The following is a 13659-nucleotide window of genomic DNA, read 5'->3' as shown; positions in this document are numbered from 1 at the left end:
GCCCCATGAACGCCCCGAACGCCGCAGGCCCCCAGGACACCGCCCTCCACGACGCCGCCCCCGGCGGCACGGCCGTACCGGCCCTGCGCCTGCGCCCCGCGGGCGAGGAGGACGTGCCCGCGCTGGTCGCGCTGGTGCAGTCGGCGTACCGCGGGGAGTCCAGCAGGGCGGGCTGGACCACCGAGGCGGACCTGCTGGACGGGCAGCGCACGGACCCCGAGGGCGTCGCCGGCGTCATCCGGGCCCCCGGCAGCCTGCTGCTGGTGGCCGAGCGGGACGGCGAGCCCGTCGCCTGCTGCCAGCTGGAGCGCCGCACGGACGGGTCCGGGCAGCCGGTGGCGTACTTCGGGATGTTCGCCGTCCGCCCCTCCCTCCAGGGCGGCGGGCTGGGCGGGGCCGTCCTGGCGGAGGCCGAGCGGCTGGCGCGGGACGAGTGGGGCGCGCGCGAGATGCACATGACCGTGATCACGGTCCGCGCGGAGCTGGTCGCCTGGTACGAGCGGCGCGGCTACGTGCGCACCGGGCAGCGGAGCCCCTTCCCGTACGGCGACGAGCGCTTCGGTGTCCCGCGCCGCCCCGACCTGGAGTTCGAGCTGCTGGTCAAGCCGCTCCGCTGACGATCGCCCGCCGTACGGCGGGCAGGTCGGTGACGACCCCGTCCAGGCCCAGCTCGCGGACGCGGGCCAGGTCCCGGTCGGTGTTGACCGTCCAGGAGATCACCTCGATGCCCATGCCGCGGCAGCGCTCCACGACGTCCGCCGTCAGCCGCGGCAGCTCGCAGGAGACCATGTCGGCCCCCAGGTCCGCGGCGCGCTCGGGTGCGGTGGGCGTGGAGGAGCCGGTGACCAGCGCGATGGGGATCTCCGGCAGGAGCTTGCGGGTCTCGCGCAGGGCGTCGTCGTGGAACGAGATCACCCTGACCCGTTCGTGCAGGCCGAGCCGCTCGACGGCCCGGGCGAGCACCCGGGCCGCGGCGCGGTCCTTGATCTCGGCCTGGAGGGGCGCCGAGACGGCCTCCGCCACCTCCTCGAAGACGGGGACCCGCTCGCCCTGCCCGGCGTCCAGTTCGCGCAGTTCGGCCAGGGTCTTCCGTGCGATCGGCCCCGAACCGTCGGTGGTGCGGTCCACGTCGGCGTCGTGCATCACCACCAGCGCGCCGTCGCGGCTGAGGTGGAGGTCCAGTTCGATGACGTCGAAGCCCTCGCGCTCCGCCCGGAGGAAGGACCGCAGGGTGTTCTCGGGCTCGACGCCCATCACTCCGCGGTGCCCGACGGTGAGCAGTGGCACGGCAGGTTCTCGCTTTCCTCGCGGGGCCGGCGGTACGTACGCGCCGCCAGGGTAGCGACGGGCGGCGGCGGCCGGCGCGCCCGGGGCGTCCGGGGCGCTGCGGGGGCCCCGGGCCTCCCGGGCCTCTGCGGCGCCTTCCTGCGGCCCCGGGCCGCCCATTCCGGGACGGAGCGGGCGCATCTCCGGTTTCAACGGCCCGTTGCGGGAAAAACAAGCGTCGTGCATGTGGTGTGCCGAAGGATTTTCTCCTCCTCGGGTTGATCAGAGAAGTGTCCGCAGCTACGGTGCTGCTACGAGAATTTCTTCTGTGGAGGGGTAGATATGACGGAAATCCTTTCGCCCGCGCCGATGGCGGGTGGTGTGCACGCCGCCGACGGAGCGTCCGCAGGCCGTGTCGTGGACCACCCGGCCTGGGCGGTGCTCAAGGAGGCCGTCGAGGCCATCCGTCCGGCCCAGTCCAAGGACGGCTCCATCGACTTCACGGCCGGGGACGCCCCCGCCCGGGCCGACGTCGAGCGGCACCTGGAACGGGTCGTGGCCGCCGTGGAGGAACTCGCCCCGCTGCTCCCGCACAACGACGCCTACCACCGCGCCCTGGTCGCCGACCTGCGCCGCTGGGCCGGCGAGGGCTTCGGCGTCCCCGACTTCCTGGACTCCCTGACGGCCTTCCAGCCGGCCTCCCGGCGCGTCGACGGACTCCAGCACCTGGTCGTCTTCCCGATGTACACGCAGAACGGCAACCCGAACCGCAACCTGGAGGCCGTCGTCCTGCGCGTGGTCTGGCCGGACTGGCTGGCGGAGCTGGAGCGCACCCGCTACGACAACCCGCTCTTCCTCGGCATCACCTTCGAGGACTTCACCGGCGGCTACGACACCCACTCCGCGGTCCTGTTCCCCGAGACCGTCGCCGTGCGCGAGGTGCCCGAGCGGTTCACCTGGGGCGGCATCTTCTGCGACCGCGAGGCGGCCCGCTTCCGCCGCGTCGTCGAGGCCGCCTGCGAGGTCACCAAGCTGGAGCTGCCCGAGGACGCCCGCGGCCTGCTGGCCGACCAGCAGCGCGCCCAGCAGACCTTCGTGCTGTGGGACATGGTCCACGACCGCACCCACAGCCACGGCGACCTGCCCTTCGACCCCTTCATGATCAAGCAGCGGCAGCCGTTCTGGATGTACGGCATCGAGGAGCTGCGCTGCGACCTCACCGCCTTCCACGAGGCCGTGCGGCTGGAGGCCGACGGCTACGCGCAGGGCCGGGACGTGCAGTACGCGGTGCTGCTGGAGCGCCTCTTCCGCTTCCCCGTCACCGGTGAGCGCAACCGCAACTACGACGGACTGGGCGGCCAGCTGCTCTTCGCCTACCTCCACCGGCACGACGCCCTGCGCTGGAGGGACAACCGGCTCTCCATCGACTGGCAGCGGGCCCGTGAGGTGACCGTCCGCCTGCGCGAGGAGATCGAGACCCTCTACCGCGAGGGCATCGACCGCCCCAAGCTGGTCCACTGGTTCAAGGCCTACGAGCTGGTCTCCACCTACCTCGCCCCGCACCCGGGCTCCACCTGGGCCAAGGGCCCCGACGCCCTCGACCTCAGCCTCCCGCCCCGCAAGCTGGTGGACGAGGTGCACCCGGACGAGTTCCCGCTGAGCATGTTCTACGAGGCGCTCGCCAGGAAGCTGCGCGATGTGATCGCCTCGACCAAGGGCATCACCGCCGACACCGCCGTCCCGGTCGCGGCGTGAGCGCGGGCCGCGGGGGGAACCCCACCACCGGGAACAGCGACCACAGAGGGGCCAGCACGATGACCAGTACGCACGGCAACGGGAACGGCAACGGCGGACCGCTGGAGGGGGCCGTCGTCGCCGTGGCCGGCGCGGCCGGCGCGGCCGGGCAGGCCGCCCTGCTGCGCCTGGCCGAGCGGGGCGCCACGGTCGTGGCCGCCGACTACGACGCCGAGAAGCTGGCGGCGGCCGTGGACCGCGCCCGCTTCGCGCACGGCGGTGCCACCGTCACCGGTGACATCATCGACCTGCTCGACCTGGAGGCCACCCGGGAGTGGGCCACCCGCATCGAGAAGGAGTACGGGCGGGTCGACGGGCTGGTCCACCTGGTCGGCGGCTGGCGCGGCTCGGCCGCCTTCGCCGAGACCGACCTGTCCCACTGGGACCTGCTGGAGAAGCTGCTGGTGCGCACCGTCCAGCACACCTCCCTGGCCTTCGAGGGCGCGCTGCGCCGCAGCGGGAAGGGCCGCTACGTCCTCGTCAGCGCCTCCGGCGCCACCAGGCCCACCGCGGGCAACGCCGCCTACGCCGCGGCCAAGGCCGCCGCCGAGGCGTGGACCCTGGCGCTGGCCGACTCCTTCCGCAAGGCGGGCAGGGGGTCGGATGCCGGGCCGCCGGCCGCGGCTGCCATCCTGGTGGTCAAGGCGCTGGTCAACGATGCGATGCGCGCCGAGCGCCCGAATGCCAAGTTCGAGGGCTTCACCGACGTCGGGGACCTGGCCCGGTCCATCGCCGGCATCTGGGACGAGCCCACCGAGGAAGTGAACGGACACCGCCTGTGGCTGACCCCGCAACCGTAGAGGCCCACCCGACCGACGCCCGGCGCCGCCACGATCCTGCGGTGCGCGGTTTCGCCAGCGACAACTACGCCGGCGTGCACCCGGAGATCCTGGCGGCCCTCGCCCTCGCCAACGGCGGCCACCAGGCCGCCTACGGCGGGGACGAGTACACCGCGCACCTGCAGGAGGTCTTCCGGGCCCACTTCGGGCCCGCCGCGGAGGCCTTCCCCGTCTTCAACGGCACCGGTGCCAACGTCGTCGCCCTCCAGGCGCTCACCGACCGCTGGGGAGCGGTGATCACGGCCGAGACCGCCCACATCAACGTGGACGAGTGCGGCGCCCCCGAGCGCGTCGGCGGCCTGAAGCTGCTCACCGTGCCCACCGAGCACGGCAAGCTCACCCCCGAGCTGGTCGAGCGGGAGGCCTACGGCTTCGACGACGAGCACCGGGCGATGCCCCAGGTCGTCTCCATCACCCAGAACACCGAGCTGGGCACCGTCTACACGCCCGAGGAGATCCGGGCGGTGTGCGAGGCGGCCCACCAGCACGGCATGCGGGTGCACCTCGACGGTGCCCGCATCGCCAACGCGGCCGCTGCCCTGGGGGCGCCCCTGCGGGCGTTCACCACGGACGCGGGCGTGGACGTGCTCTCCTTCGGCGGCACCAAGAACGGCATGCTCCTGGGCGAGGCCGTCGTCGTGCTCGACCCCGGCGCGGTGCGGGCCATGAAGCACCTGCGCAAGCTGTCGATGCAGCTGGCCTCCAAGATGCGGTTCGTCTCCGTGCAGTTCGAGGCCCTGCTCGCCGGCGACCTGTGGCTGCGCAGCGCCTCCCACGCCAACGCCATGGCGCAGCGGCTCGCGGCGGGCGTGCGCACCGTCGACGGGGTGGAGGTCCTCCACCCCGTCGAGGCCAACGCCGTCTTCGCCCGGCTCCCGCACGACGTCAGCGAGCGGCTGCGCAAGCGCTACCGCTTCTACTTCTGGGACGAGGCCGCCGGCGACGTGCGCTGGATGTGCTCCTTCGACACCACCGAGGAGGACGTGGACGGCTTCGTCGCCGCGCTGCGGGAGGAAATGGGGAGGTGACCGGCCCCGGCCGTCTGTAGGGTGCCGGGCGTGGAGCTGATCCAGCAGACCCCGGACACGTCCGCCTACCTCGCGGCCGACGAGGCCGTCGACCACCGGCATCCGCTGGTGGCCGGAACGGCCTCGCGGCTGCGGGCGCTGACGGGCGGGAGGACGGGCGACACCGAGGACGCCGCCGCCCTCGTGCGGTACGCGGAGGCCGCCTTCGACTTCGTCCGCGACACCGTCCCGCACTCCTTCGACAGCGGCGACCCGCGGGTGGCCTGGCGCGCCTCCGACGTGCTCGCCACCCGCAACGGCATCTGCCACGCCAAGTCCCACGCGCCGGCCGCGCTGCTGCGCCACGAGGGCATCCCGACCGCCCTGTGCTACCAGAAGCTGGACGTCGTCCACGGCCTGGTCGCGGTGAGGCTGCCCGGCCGCCCCTGGGCCCGGCAGGACCCGCGGGGCAACAAGCCGGGGGTGGACGCCCGCTTCTCGCTCGACGGCGAGCGCCTGGCCTTCACGCCGGACCGGGCGGCGGGGGAGTACGACATCCCGCTGCTGTACGCCGCGCCGCCCGAGCCGGTCCTGACCGCGCTCAGGTCGGCCCGCGACCGGGCGCACCTGGAACTGCTGCTCCCCCGGTCCCTCGGGGAGCCGGAGCCGACCGCGCCGGCCGGCGCGGAGTGAGCGGAGCCGCGGCCTACAGGGCTCCGGCCGCGGCCGGAGCCGGAGCGGTGCCGCCCAGGTGGGCGGGGATCCACCAGGTGTCGTCCGGCCCCTTGGGCCGCACCGGGTAGGCGCGCTGTGCCGCCTCCAGCAGCTCCTGGACGCGCTCGCGCAGCCGCTCGGTCAGCCCCGCGGCCGTCTCGCCCTCGGCCGGGTGCAGCGGTTCGCCCACCCGGATGGTGATCGGGAAGTGGTTGCGGCCGAAGTCCCGCTTGTGCCCCTTGGTCCACAGCCGCTGGGTGCCCCACAGCGCCACCGGCAGCAGCGGGACGCCGGCCTCCTGGGCCATCCGGGCAGCACCCGTCTTGAACTTCTTCAGCGTGAACGACTCCGAGATCGTCGCCTCGGGGAAGACGCCGATGATCTCGCCGGAGCGCAGCGCCCGCAGGGCGTGCCGGTAGGCGTGCTCGCCCTGGGAGCGGTCCACGGGGATGTGCTTCATGGCCCGCATCAGCGGCCCCGACACCTTGTGCCGGAAGACCGACTCCTTGGCCATGAAGCGCACCAGCCGCTTCGCGGGACGGGCGGTCAGCCCGGCGAAGACGAAGTCGAGGTAACCGATGTGATTGCTGGCCAGCACCGCGCCGCCGCGCTGCGGCACGTGCTCGGTGCCCTCCATGTCGAAGCGCAGGTCGAGCGCTTTGAAGAGGGTGTGGGCGGCGCCGATGACGGGCGGGTACACGAGTTCTGCCATGGGGAGGACCCTTCTGGAGAAGCTGCCTGGGGAGGGTTCTCCCTGTGGACCTACCCGAACCTACGCTGCCGTAACTTCCCTGGCCAGTACCGGAGGCGGGAGATTTTCGTCACTTTCCCGCCCCCGGCCGCCCGACGGGCCGTCAGGAGGCGGTGGCCCGGCGCAGCGCCAGGTAGACCTCGCAGCCCAGGCAGTAGCCGAACGCCGCGTTGAGGAAGGCCGCCGCGAGCGCGCAGGCGACCGCCGCCGTGCCCAGCCACAGCGGCCCGGCGCCGTACCCCACCAGGCCGGCCAGGGCGAAGACCAGGCCGACGCCCTGCGCGAACCGGGGCGGCCCCGCGGCCTCGAACTCCACCGGGGGTCCCAGCCGGGGCCCGACCAGGGTGCGGAAGACCAGCCCGTAGGGGGAGCGCCCCACCCCGAGGAGCGCCCCGGCGGCGAACACCAGCGCCTGCGCGGCCAGCAGCCGGAAGCTCCCGGTGACCAGGACCGCGGCCAGGACCGCGGTGGTCACGGAGGCGGCGAACCTCGTTCCTCGTATGTCGACCCTCATGGCGCCAGCATTCCCCATCGGCGGGGGCGCCGGGGGTCGAGTGCGGGAATCGGCGACCCGGCCGGCGGCGCTGTGGAACGGCGGGGGGAGGATGCGGGGGGCGCGGGGCGCGCTCCCCCGGACGCGGCGGGGCGACGCGCGCGGCGAGGACGGGAAGGTGCATGGCGGGACTGATCGTGTGCCTGGCGGTGCTGGCGCTGGCCGGCGCCTTCGGGCTGTGGCACGGACGGCGCGACGGAAGGATGACGGTGCGCGTGAGGGACGCGGAGGAGAGGGTGACGGCCGAGGCGCTCGGCGTCGGGAGGCTGGGCGAGAGGGCCACGCTGGTGCAGTTCTCCAGCGCCTTCTGCCAGCCCTGCCGGGCCACGCGGCGGATCCTGGCGGAGGTCGCCGGCCTGGTCGGGGGGGTCGTCCACGTGGAGATCGACGCCGAGGCCCGGCTGGACCTGGTGCGGTCGCTGGGCATCCTGCGCACCCCCACCGTCCTGGTGCTGGACGCGCGGGGGCGGATCGTGCGGCGGGCCTCCGGGCAGCCGCGCAAGGCCGACGTGATCGCCGCGCTCGGCGAGGCGGTCGAGGGGGCCGCGTGACGGCCGGCGCCGGGGGCGGGGGCCGCCCGCCGCGTGACCCCGGTCGCATCTCGCCGGCCGGGGTTGACGGAGATCGTCCCCGGTCGCCAGCCTGGCACGATGTGGTCAGGGGATCTCATATGAGCGCACCGGGCGGCACCCGGCGGGCCCCGGGGGCGGCGGACTTCGGCCCCGGGCTGCTGCGTGCCGTCTTCCGGCGGCACGCCGCCGGGGTCGCCGTGATCACCGCCCGCGGGCGCGGCCGCCCCGCCGGCTTCACCGCCACCTCCCTGGCCTCCGTCGCCGCCGAGCCCCCGCTGGTCTCCTTCAACATCGCCACCGCCTCCTCCGTCTGGCCCGCCGTGGCCGAGGCGGAGCACGTGGGGGTCCACATCCTGGGCGAGCACCAGCGCGAGCTGGCCGCCACCTTCGCCCGTCCGGGCGCCGACCGCTTCGCCCCGCCCACCCGCTGGCGCCCGGGACCGCACGGGGTGCCCGTGCTGGAGGGCGTGCTCGCCTGGCTGGTCTGCGCGGTGGTCGCCCGCGTCCCCACCGGCGACCACCGGGTGGTCCTGGCCGAGGTGGTGGACGGCGACCCCTCGGGTGCGGGCCGTCCGCTGCTCTACCACGCGGGTGACTACGGCGCCCTCGGCGAGAGGGGCGCCCCCCGCTGAGCCGGCGGCCGCGCGGCCCCTCTCCACCGCCCGGACCGTTGGCAAGGTCACAGTTCACCGGCCTTGCCTACGGGAAGAAGGCTGGGTGTACTGACGAGTAATATCCTGGACGGAGAGCCGGCCCCACCGGACCGGAACCCGCCTCGATCAGGCGCCTATGCTGCCTGTGAGGCAAGGCAGCCCGTAATGACGACGCAGTAGGAGAGCCGGCGTGAGCTTGAGGATCGTTGTCTGTGTGAAGTACGTGCCCGACGCCACCGGCGACCGGCACTTCGCCGACGACCTGACCGTCGACCGCGACGACGTGGACGGTCTGCTGTCGGAGCTGGACGAGTACGCCGTCGAGCAGGCCCTCCAGATCGCCGAGGACGCCGACGACGCGGAGGTCACCGTGCTGACCGTCGGCCCCGAGGACGCCAAGGACGCCCTGCGCAAGGCGCTGTCCATGGGCGCCGACAAGGCGGTGCACGTGGAGGACGACGACCTGCACGGCACCGACGTGATCGGCACCTCCCTGGTGCTGGCCAAGGCGATCGAGAAGACCGGCTACGACCTGGTCGTGTGCGGCATGGCCTCCACCGACGGCACCATGGGCGTGCTGCCCGCGCTGCTGTCCGAGCGGCTGGGCGTGCCGCAGGTGACGCTCCTGTCCGAGGTCTCCGTGGCGGACGGCAAGGTCACCGGCCGCCGCGACGGCGACGCCGCCACCGAGCAGCTCGAAGCCGCCCTGCCGGCCGTGGTCTCGGTGACCGACCAGTCCGGTGAGGCGCGCTACCCCTCCTTCAAGGGCATCATGGCCGCCAAGAAGAAGCCGGTCCAGTCCCTGGACCTGGGCGACCTGGACATCGACGCCGACGAGGTCGGCCTCGGGGGCTCCTGGACCACGGTCGACGACGCCACGGAGCGCCCGGCGCGCACCGCGGGCACGATCGTCACGGACGAGGGCGAGGGCGCCAAGCAGCTCGCCGAGTTCCTCGCGGGCCAGAAGTTCATCTGAGCCCACGGGGCGCTCGCGCCCCGCATCCTCACCCGCCCTCGCAATCCTCGCAGGAGAGCAGATCCATGGCTGAAGTCCTTGTCTACGTCGACCACGTGGACGGCGCCGTCCGCAAGCCCACCCTCGAACTGCTGACCCTGGCCCGCCGCATCGGCGACCCGGTCGCCGTGCACCTGGGCGCCGGCGCCGACACCGCCGCCGCCACGCTCGCCGAGTACGGCGCGGTGAAGGTCCTCGCCGCCGACGCGCCCGAGTTCGCCGACTACCTCGTCGTGCCGAAGGTGGACGCCCTCCAGGCCGCCTACGAGGCCGTCTCCCCGGCCGCCGTCCTGGTCCCCTCCTCCGCGGAGGGCAAGGAGATCGCGGCCCGCCTGGCGCTGCGCATCGGCTCCGGCATCATCACCGACGCCGTCGACCTGGAGGCCGGCGACTCCGGCCCGGTGGCGACCCAGTCGGTCTTCGCCGCCTCCTTCACCACCAGGTCCCGCGTCACCAAGGGCACCCCGGTCATCACCGTCAAGCCCAACTCCGCCGCCCCCGAGGCCGCTCCGGCCGCCGGCACGGTCGAGCAGCTCACGGTGGCCTTCGGCGAGAAGGCCACCGGCACCAGGGTCGTCTCCCGCACCCCGCGCGAGTCCACCGGCCGCCCGGAGCTGACCGAGGCCGCGATCGTGGTCTCCGGCGGCCGCGGCGTCAACGGCGCCGAGAACTTCTCGATCATCGAGGAGCTGGCCGACGCCCTCGGCGCGGCCGTCGGCGCCTCGCGCGCCGCGGTGGACGCGGGCTGGTACCCGCACACCCACCAGGTCGGCCAGACCGGCAAGTCCGTCTCGCCGCAGCTGTACATCGCGGCGGGCATCTCCGGCGCCATCCAGCACCGGGCCGGCATGCAGACCTCGAAGACCATCGTGGCCGTCAACAAGGACTCCGAGGCCCCGATCTTCGAGCTGGTCGACTACGGCGTCGTCGGCGACCTGTTCGACGTCGTCCCGAAGCTGACCCAGGAGGTCAAGGCCCGCAAGGGCTGAGCCCCGGGCGCACGCCGGACCACGCGGTGGGGCCGCGCGACCGGACCGGTCGCGCGGCCCCACCGCGTCCGGAGGCGGTGCCGCGGGCGCGGCGCCGCTCAGGCCACCGGGCGCATCCGGCCTCCGGTCGCCTCCCGCAGCGCCGCCGCCAGCCGGTCCCGCACCGCGCTCTGGGCGGCGATGCGCTCCTCCAGCACGGCCAGCCGCTCCAGCACCACCTCCAGGCCCCGCCCGGACGGCGGGGCCGCGGTCATGTCCCCGTCCAGGCAGGGCGCGAACACCCGTACGTCCTCCAGGGTGAGCCCGACATCCAGCAGGCGGCGGATGTTGCGCACGCGCACCACCGCCTGCTCGCCGTAGACCCGGTAGCCGTTGCGGGCCCGTTCCGAGCGGAGCAGCCCCGCCTGCTCGTAGTGCCGCAGCGCCCGGGGCGTCGTCCCCGTCGCCCGTGCCAGCTCGCCGATGCGCATTCCCCTCACCCCCAGCGGCACCACTCTCACGCCACGACCGCCCCGCCGTCCACCGGAACCACCACCCCGGTGACGAAGGAGGCCTCCGGCGCCGCGAGCCGGACGATCATCCCGGCGACCTCCTCCGGCCGCCCGATCCGCCCCAGCGGGGTGTGCGCCAGCTGCCACGCCCGCACCTCGGCCCGCTGCTCCGGCGTCAGCCCCCGGTGCTCGCCGATCGGGGTGTCGATCGCGCCGGGCGCGACCGCGGCGACCCGGATCCCGCGGGGCGCCAGCTCCACCGCCCAGCTGCGGGTCAGCGAGTCCAGGGCGGCCTTGGCCGCCGCGTAGAGGGAGTTGCCCGGCCAGGCCCGCTGCCCCACCGCCGTGCCGACGTTGACGATCACCCCGCCCGGGGCCTCCAGGACGGGCAGCGCGGCGCGGGCCAGCAGGACGGGCGCGACCAGGTCGGTGGCCAGGAGCGGGCCGATCACATCCTCGGAGAGGGTGTCGAGGGAGCCGCCGAGGACGATCCCGGCGTTGTTGACCAGGACGTCCAGCCGTCCGTGCTCCTCCAGCGCGGCCTCCACGAGGCGCTCGGGCGCGCCCCGGGCGGTGATGTCGGCCGGCAGCGGGGTGATGCCGGGGTGCCCCTCGGCCGTCTCCTCCAGCGGACCCGGGCGCCGTCCCACCGCGATCACGTTCGCGCCCTCGGCGGCGAACGCGCGGGCCGTGGCCCGTCCGATGCCGGTACCGGCCCCGGTGACCAGGACGGTCCTGCGGAAGGTGCCGGCGCTGTGCCGTGCGGTCTCGGTCTCCATGGCGCCATCGTCCGACCCTGACGCAGGCGTCAGGGTCAAGCCGGGCGGCGGAGCGCAGCCCGGGCGGCGGGCGGTGCCCGGAAGCGGTCAGGGCTGCGGCGGCACCTCCCCCGACCCGCGCGGGACCAGCCGGGTGGGCAGCTCCAGGCGCTGCGGGGCGTCGCCCGAGCCTTCCAGGCGGCGGAAGAGCAGTTCGGCCGCCTTGCGGCCCAGCAGGGCGGGCTCCTGGGCGACGACGGTGACCGGCGGAGTGAGCAGGTCGGCCAGCTCGAAGTCGTCGAAGCCCACCAGCGCCACACGCCGCTGCCGCCCGGCCAGGACCCGCACCACGGTGACGGTCACCCGGTTGTTGGCGGTGAACAGGGCGGTGACCGGGCCCGGGCCCCGGTCCGCCAGCATGCGCTCGGTGTCGGCCCGTACGCGGTCGGGGCCGGTCGGGCCGAGCGCGACCCAGGACTCGTCCACCGGCAGCCCGGCCCCGGCCATCGCGGCGCGGTAGCCGCGCAGCCGCTCGGCGGCGGTGTGGATGCGCGGCAGGTCGCCGATGAAGCCGATGCGGCGGTGGCCGCGGGCGATGAGGTGGGCGACGCCGGCGCGGGCGCCGCCGAAGTTGTCCGAGAGCACCGTGTCGGCCTCGATGCCGGCGGCCGGGCGGTCCACGAAGACGGTGGCCACCCCGGCGGCGATCTCCGGCTCCAGGTAGCGGTGGTCGCCACCGGCGGGGACGACGACCAGGCCGTCCACGCGCCGGGCGCACAGGGCCAGGACCAGTTCCCGCTCGCGCTCGCCGTCCTCGGCGCTGGAGCCGTTGATCAGCAGGGCCCCGTGGGCCCGCGCGACCTCCTCGACGGCGCGGCTGAGCGGTGCGTAGAAGGGGTCGGCCAGGTCCTCCAGGACCAGCCCGATGCTCGCGGTGCGGCCCTTGCGCAGGATGCGGGCGCTGTCGTTGCGGCGGAAGCCCAGCGCGGTGATGGCCTCCTGAACCCGGCGTTCGGTGTCCGGGGTGACGCCCGGCTCGCCGTTGACGACCCGGGAGACCGTCTTCAGGCCCACCCCGGCACGGGCGGCCACGTCCTTCATCGTCGGCCGCAGCCCGTAGCGGTGCTTGGCGGTGCGGGCGGTGCGGGGGGTGTCGGCCACTGCGCTCCTGTCCTGTCGTCGGCGGTGAGACGGTCTCGGGGGTACGCGCCGGTGCACGAGCATAGGGCGGACGAGGGGAGTGGACAACGTTGTCAGAGATAGGTGAGACTTGCCGCTCATGGACCAGGATCTTTTCGCTGCCCTCGACATCGGCGGCACCAAAATCGCAGGCGCGCTGGTGGACGGCGACGGCGGACTGCTGCTGCGGACCCAGCGTCCGACCCCGGCCCGGGAGCCGGGCCGGAGCGTGATGCGGGCGGTGACCGAGGTGCTCGGCGAACTGCGGGCCGCCGCCGCGTGGCCGCGGGTGGCCGCCGTGGGCATCGGCAGCGCCGGTCCGGTGGACGCCCGGCGCGGCACGGTGAGCCCGGTCAACATCCCCGGCTGGCGCGACTACCCGCTGGTCGACGGGGTGCGCGCCGCCGTCGGGGAGCTGCCCGTGACCCTGGTCGGCGACGGCGTGGCGATCACCGCGGCCGAACACTGGCAGGGCGCGGCACGCGGCCGCGGCAACGCCCTGTGCATGGTGGTCTCCACCGGCGTGGGCGGCGGGCTGGTCCTGGACGGGCGGCTGCACGCCGGCCCGACCGGGAACGCCGGGCACATCGGCCACATCAGCGTGGACCTCGACGGCGAACCCTGCCCGTGCGGCGCCCGCGGCTGCGTGGAGAGGCTGGCCAGCGGCCCCAACATCGCCCGGCGGGCCCTGGAGAACGGCTGGCGGCCCGGCCCGGACGGCGACACCAGCGCCCGCGCGGTCGCGGCCGCCGCGCGGGAGGGGGACCCGGTGGCGGCCGCCTCCTTCGAGCGGGCCGCGCGGGCGCTGGCGGCCGGGATCGCGGCGACCGCGACCCTGGTGGAGATCGAGATCGCGGTGATCGGCGGGGGCGTCGCCCAGGCCGGCGAGGTGCTGTTCGGGCCGCTGCGGCGGACACTGGCCGAGTACGCCACGCTCTCCTTCGTCCGGGGCCTGGAGATCGCCCCGGCCCGGACGGGGACGGACGCCGGGCTGGTGGGGGCCGCCGCGGCCTGCCGGGAGGCGCTGGCCCGGACGCCGTGAGCCCGGACCGGGGGCCGCGAGCCGCCCTGCCCGCAC

Annotated in this window: 16 protein-coding genes; 10 read left to right on the top strand and 6 right to left on the bottom strand. The window is 74.7% G+C overall.

What is annotated here, in order from left to right; genetic code table 11:
* The first annotated feature begins 5 nt into the window (after positions 1-5).
* Positions 6-617 (top strand): GNAT family N-acetyltransferase, encoded by a 612-nt coding sequence (locus ACFSJS_RS08525; protein WP_380898531.1) that lies wholly within the window; start codon positions 6-8, stop codon positions 615-617.
* Here the strand turns inward: ACFSJS_RS08525 and ACFSJS_RS08520 are convergent.
* On the bottom strand, positions 601-1287 hold the full coding sequence (locus tag ACFSJS_RS08520; protein ID WP_380898529.1) for a glycerophosphodiester phosphodiesterase: 687 nt from the start codon (positions 1285-1287) through the stop codon (positions 601-603). The genes ACFSJS_RS08525 and ACFSJS_RS08520 overlap by 17 nt on opposite strands.
* A gap of 321 nt (positions 1288-1608) precedes the next feature.
* Here ACFSJS_RS08520 and ACFSJS_RS08515 point away from each other — a divergent pair, with 321 nt between their 5' ends.
* Genes ACFSJS_RS08515 through ACFSJS_RS08500 form a run of 4 tightly spaced genes read left to right on the top strand, consistent with a single transcriptional unit; the run spans position 1609 to position 5599 of the window.
* The gene (locus ACFSJS_RS08515; RefSeq protein WP_380898527.1) at positions 1609-3021 is read left to right on the top strand and encodes a DUF6421 family protein; all 1413 of its coding nucleotides are present in this window, start codon (positions 1609-1611) and stop codon (positions 3019-3021) included.
* 59 nt (positions 3022-3080) lie between these two features.
* Positions 3081-3860 carry an SDR family oxidoreductase gene (locus ACFSJS_RS08510; protein WP_380898525.1) on the top strand — a complete coding sequence of 260 codons (780 nt, stop codon included), beginning with the start codon at positions 3081-3083 and terminating at the stop codon, positions 3858-3860.
* A complete protein-coding gene (locus ACFSJS_RS08505) occupies positions 3839-4927 on the top strand; it encodes a threonine aldolase family protein (protein WP_380898523.1) in 1089 nt (362 codons plus the stop codon). Before ACFSJS_RS08510 ends, ACFSJS_RS08505 begins: the two co-directional genes overlap by 22 nt.
* Positions 4928-4957: 30 nt before the next feature.
* Positions 4958-5599, top strand: coding sequence for a transglutaminase-like domain-containing protein (locus ACFSJS_RS08500; RefSeq protein ID WP_380898521.1), 642 nt, complete (start codon positions 4958-4960; stop codon positions 5597-5599).
* Between the two features lie 13 nt (positions 5600-5612).
* On the opposite strand, the gene ACFSJS_RS08495 is transcribed toward ACFSJS_RS08500, so the two are convergent.
* On the bottom strand, positions 5613-6332 hold the full coding sequence (locus ACFSJS_RS08495) for a lysophospholipid acyltransferase family protein (protein ID WP_380898519.1): 720 nt from the start codon (positions 6330-6332) through the stop codon (positions 5613-5615).
* Positions 6333-6474: 142 nt separating this feature from the next.
* Entirely contained in the window at positions 6475-6885 is a 411-nt protein-coding gene (locus tag ACFSJS_RS08490) for a DUF4395 domain-containing protein (RefSeq protein WP_380898517.1), read from the bottom strand.
* 161 nt (positions 6886-7046) lie between these two features.
* Here ACFSJS_RS08490 and ACFSJS_RS08485 point away from each other — a divergent pair, with 161 nt between their 5' ends.
* The 4 genes from ACFSJS_RS08485 (at position 7047) to ACFSJS_RS08470 (ending at position 10153) form a co-directional block, all read left to right on the top strand.
* On the top strand, positions 7047-7475 hold the full coding sequence (locus tag ACFSJS_RS08485) for a TlpA family protein disulfide reductase (RefSeq protein WP_380898515.1): 429 nt from the start codon (positions 7047-7049) through the stop codon (positions 7473-7475).
* Positions 7476-7594: 119 nt separating this feature from the next.
* Complete coding sequence (locus ACFSJS_RS08480) at positions 7595-8128, top strand: flavin reductase family protein (RefSeq protein ID WP_380898514.1); 534 nt, start codon at positions 7595-7597, stop codon at positions 8126-8128.
* A 211-nt stretch (positions 8129-8339) separates the two neighbouring features.
* The gene (locus ACFSJS_RS08475; RefSeq protein WP_380898512.1) at positions 8340-9125 is read left to right on the top strand and encodes an electron transfer flavoprotein subunit beta/FixA family protein; all 786 of its coding nucleotides are present in this window, start codon (positions 8340-8342) and stop codon (positions 9123-9125) included.
* 65 nt (positions 9126-9190) lie between these two features.
* A complete protein-coding gene (locus ACFSJS_RS08470) occupies positions 9191-10153 on the top strand; it encodes an electron transfer flavoprotein subunit alpha/FixB family protein (RefSeq protein WP_380898510.1) in 963 nt (320 codons plus the stop codon).
* 98 nt (positions 10154-10251) lie between these two features.
* Here the strand turns inward: ACFSJS_RS08470 and ACFSJS_RS08465 are convergent, their stop codons facing one another.
* The 3 genes from ACFSJS_RS08465 to ACFSJS_RS08455 all read right to left on the bottom strand — a co-directional run bounded on the left by ACFSJS_RS08465 (position 10252) and on the right by ACFSJS_RS08455 (position 12503).
* Complete coding sequence (locus ACFSJS_RS08465; RefSeq protein ID WP_380898508.1) at positions 10252-10623, bottom strand: MerR family transcriptional regulator; 372 nt, start codon at positions 10621-10623, stop codon at positions 10252-10254.
* 26 nt (positions 10624-10649) lie between these two features.
* Positions 10650-11423, bottom strand: coding sequence for an SDR family NAD(P)-dependent oxidoreductase (locus ACFSJS_RS08460; protein WP_380898506.1), 774 nt, complete (start codon positions 11421-11423; stop codon positions 10650-10652).
* 87 nt (positions 11424-11510) lie between these two features.
* On the bottom strand, positions 11511-12503 hold the full coding sequence (locus tag ACFSJS_RS08455) for a LacI family DNA-binding transcriptional regulator (protein ID WP_380898933.1): 993 nt from the start codon (positions 12501-12503) through the stop codon (positions 11511-11513).
* A 178-nt stretch (positions 12504-12681) separates the two neighbouring features.
* Between ACFSJS_RS08455 and ACFSJS_RS08450 the strand changes: the two genes are divergently transcribed.
* Positions 12682-13623 carry an ROK family protein gene (locus ACFSJS_RS08450; protein WP_380898504.1) on the top strand — a complete coding sequence of 314 codons (942 nt, stop codon included), beginning with the start codon at positions 12682-12684 and terminating at the stop codon, positions 13621-13623.
* Positions 13624-13659 lie beyond the last annotated feature (36 nt).

Origin of the sequence: Streptomyces desertarenae, assembly GCF_042681365.1 — a bacterium.
Classification (GTDB): Bacteria; Actinomycetota; Actinomycetes; order Streptomycetales; family Streptomycetaceae; genus Streptomyces; species Streptomyces desertarenae.
This window is presented reverse-complemented; position numbering and strand designations above follow the sequence as displayed.

Bases quoted from the DNA above. Each gene is read 5' to 3' on its own strand.
- ACFSJS_RS08490 (WP_380898517.1), bottom strand. From the start codon at position 6,885: ATGAGGGTCGACATACGAGGAACGAGGTTCGCCGCCTCCGTGACCACC.
- ACFSJS_RS08465 (WP_380898508.1), bottom strand. From the start codon at position 10,623: ATGCGCATCGGCGAGCTGGCACGGGCGACGGGGACGACGCCCCGGGCG.
- ACFSJS_RS08470 (WP_380898510.1), top strand. From the start codon at position 9,191: ATGGCTGAAGTCCTTGTCTACGTCGACCACGTGGACGGCGCCGTCCGC.
- ACFSJS_RS08450 (WP_380898504.1), top strand. From the start codon at position 12,682: ATGGACCAGGATCTTTTCGCTGCCCTCGACATCGGCGGCACCAAAATC.
- ACFSJS_RS08480 (WP_380898514.1), top strand. From the start codon at position 7,595: ATGAGCGCACCGGGCGGCACCCGGCGGGCCCCGGGGGCGGCGGACTTC.
- ACFSJS_RS08455 (WP_380898933.1), bottom strand. From the start codon at position 12,503: ATGAAGGACGTGGCCGCCCGTGCCGGGGTGGGCCTGAAGACGGTCTCC.
- ACFSJS_RS08495 (WP_380898519.1), bottom strand. From the start codon at position 6,332: ATGGCAGAACTCGTGTACCCGCCCGTCATCGGCGCCGCCCACACCCTC.
- ACFSJS_RS08460 (WP_380898506.1), bottom strand. From the start codon at position 11,423: ATGGAGACCGAGACCGCACGGCACAGCGCCGGCACCTTCCGCAGGACC.
- ACFSJS_RS08515 (WP_380898527.1), top strand. From the start codon at position 1,609: ATGACGGAAATCCTTTCGCCCGCGCCGATGGCGGGTGGTGTGCACGCC.
- ACFSJS_RS08510 (WP_380898525.1), top strand. From the start codon at position 3,081: ATGACCAGTACGCACGGCAACGGGAACGGCAACGGCGGACCGCTGGAG.
- ACFSJS_RS08485 (WP_380898515.1), top strand. From the start codon at position 7,047: ATGGCGGGACTGATCGTGTGCCTGGCGGTGCTGGCGCTGGCCGGCGCC.
- ACFSJS_RS08525 (WP_380898531.1), top strand. From the start codon at position 6: ATGAACGCCCCGAACGCCGCAGGCCCCCAGGACACCGCCCTCCACGAC.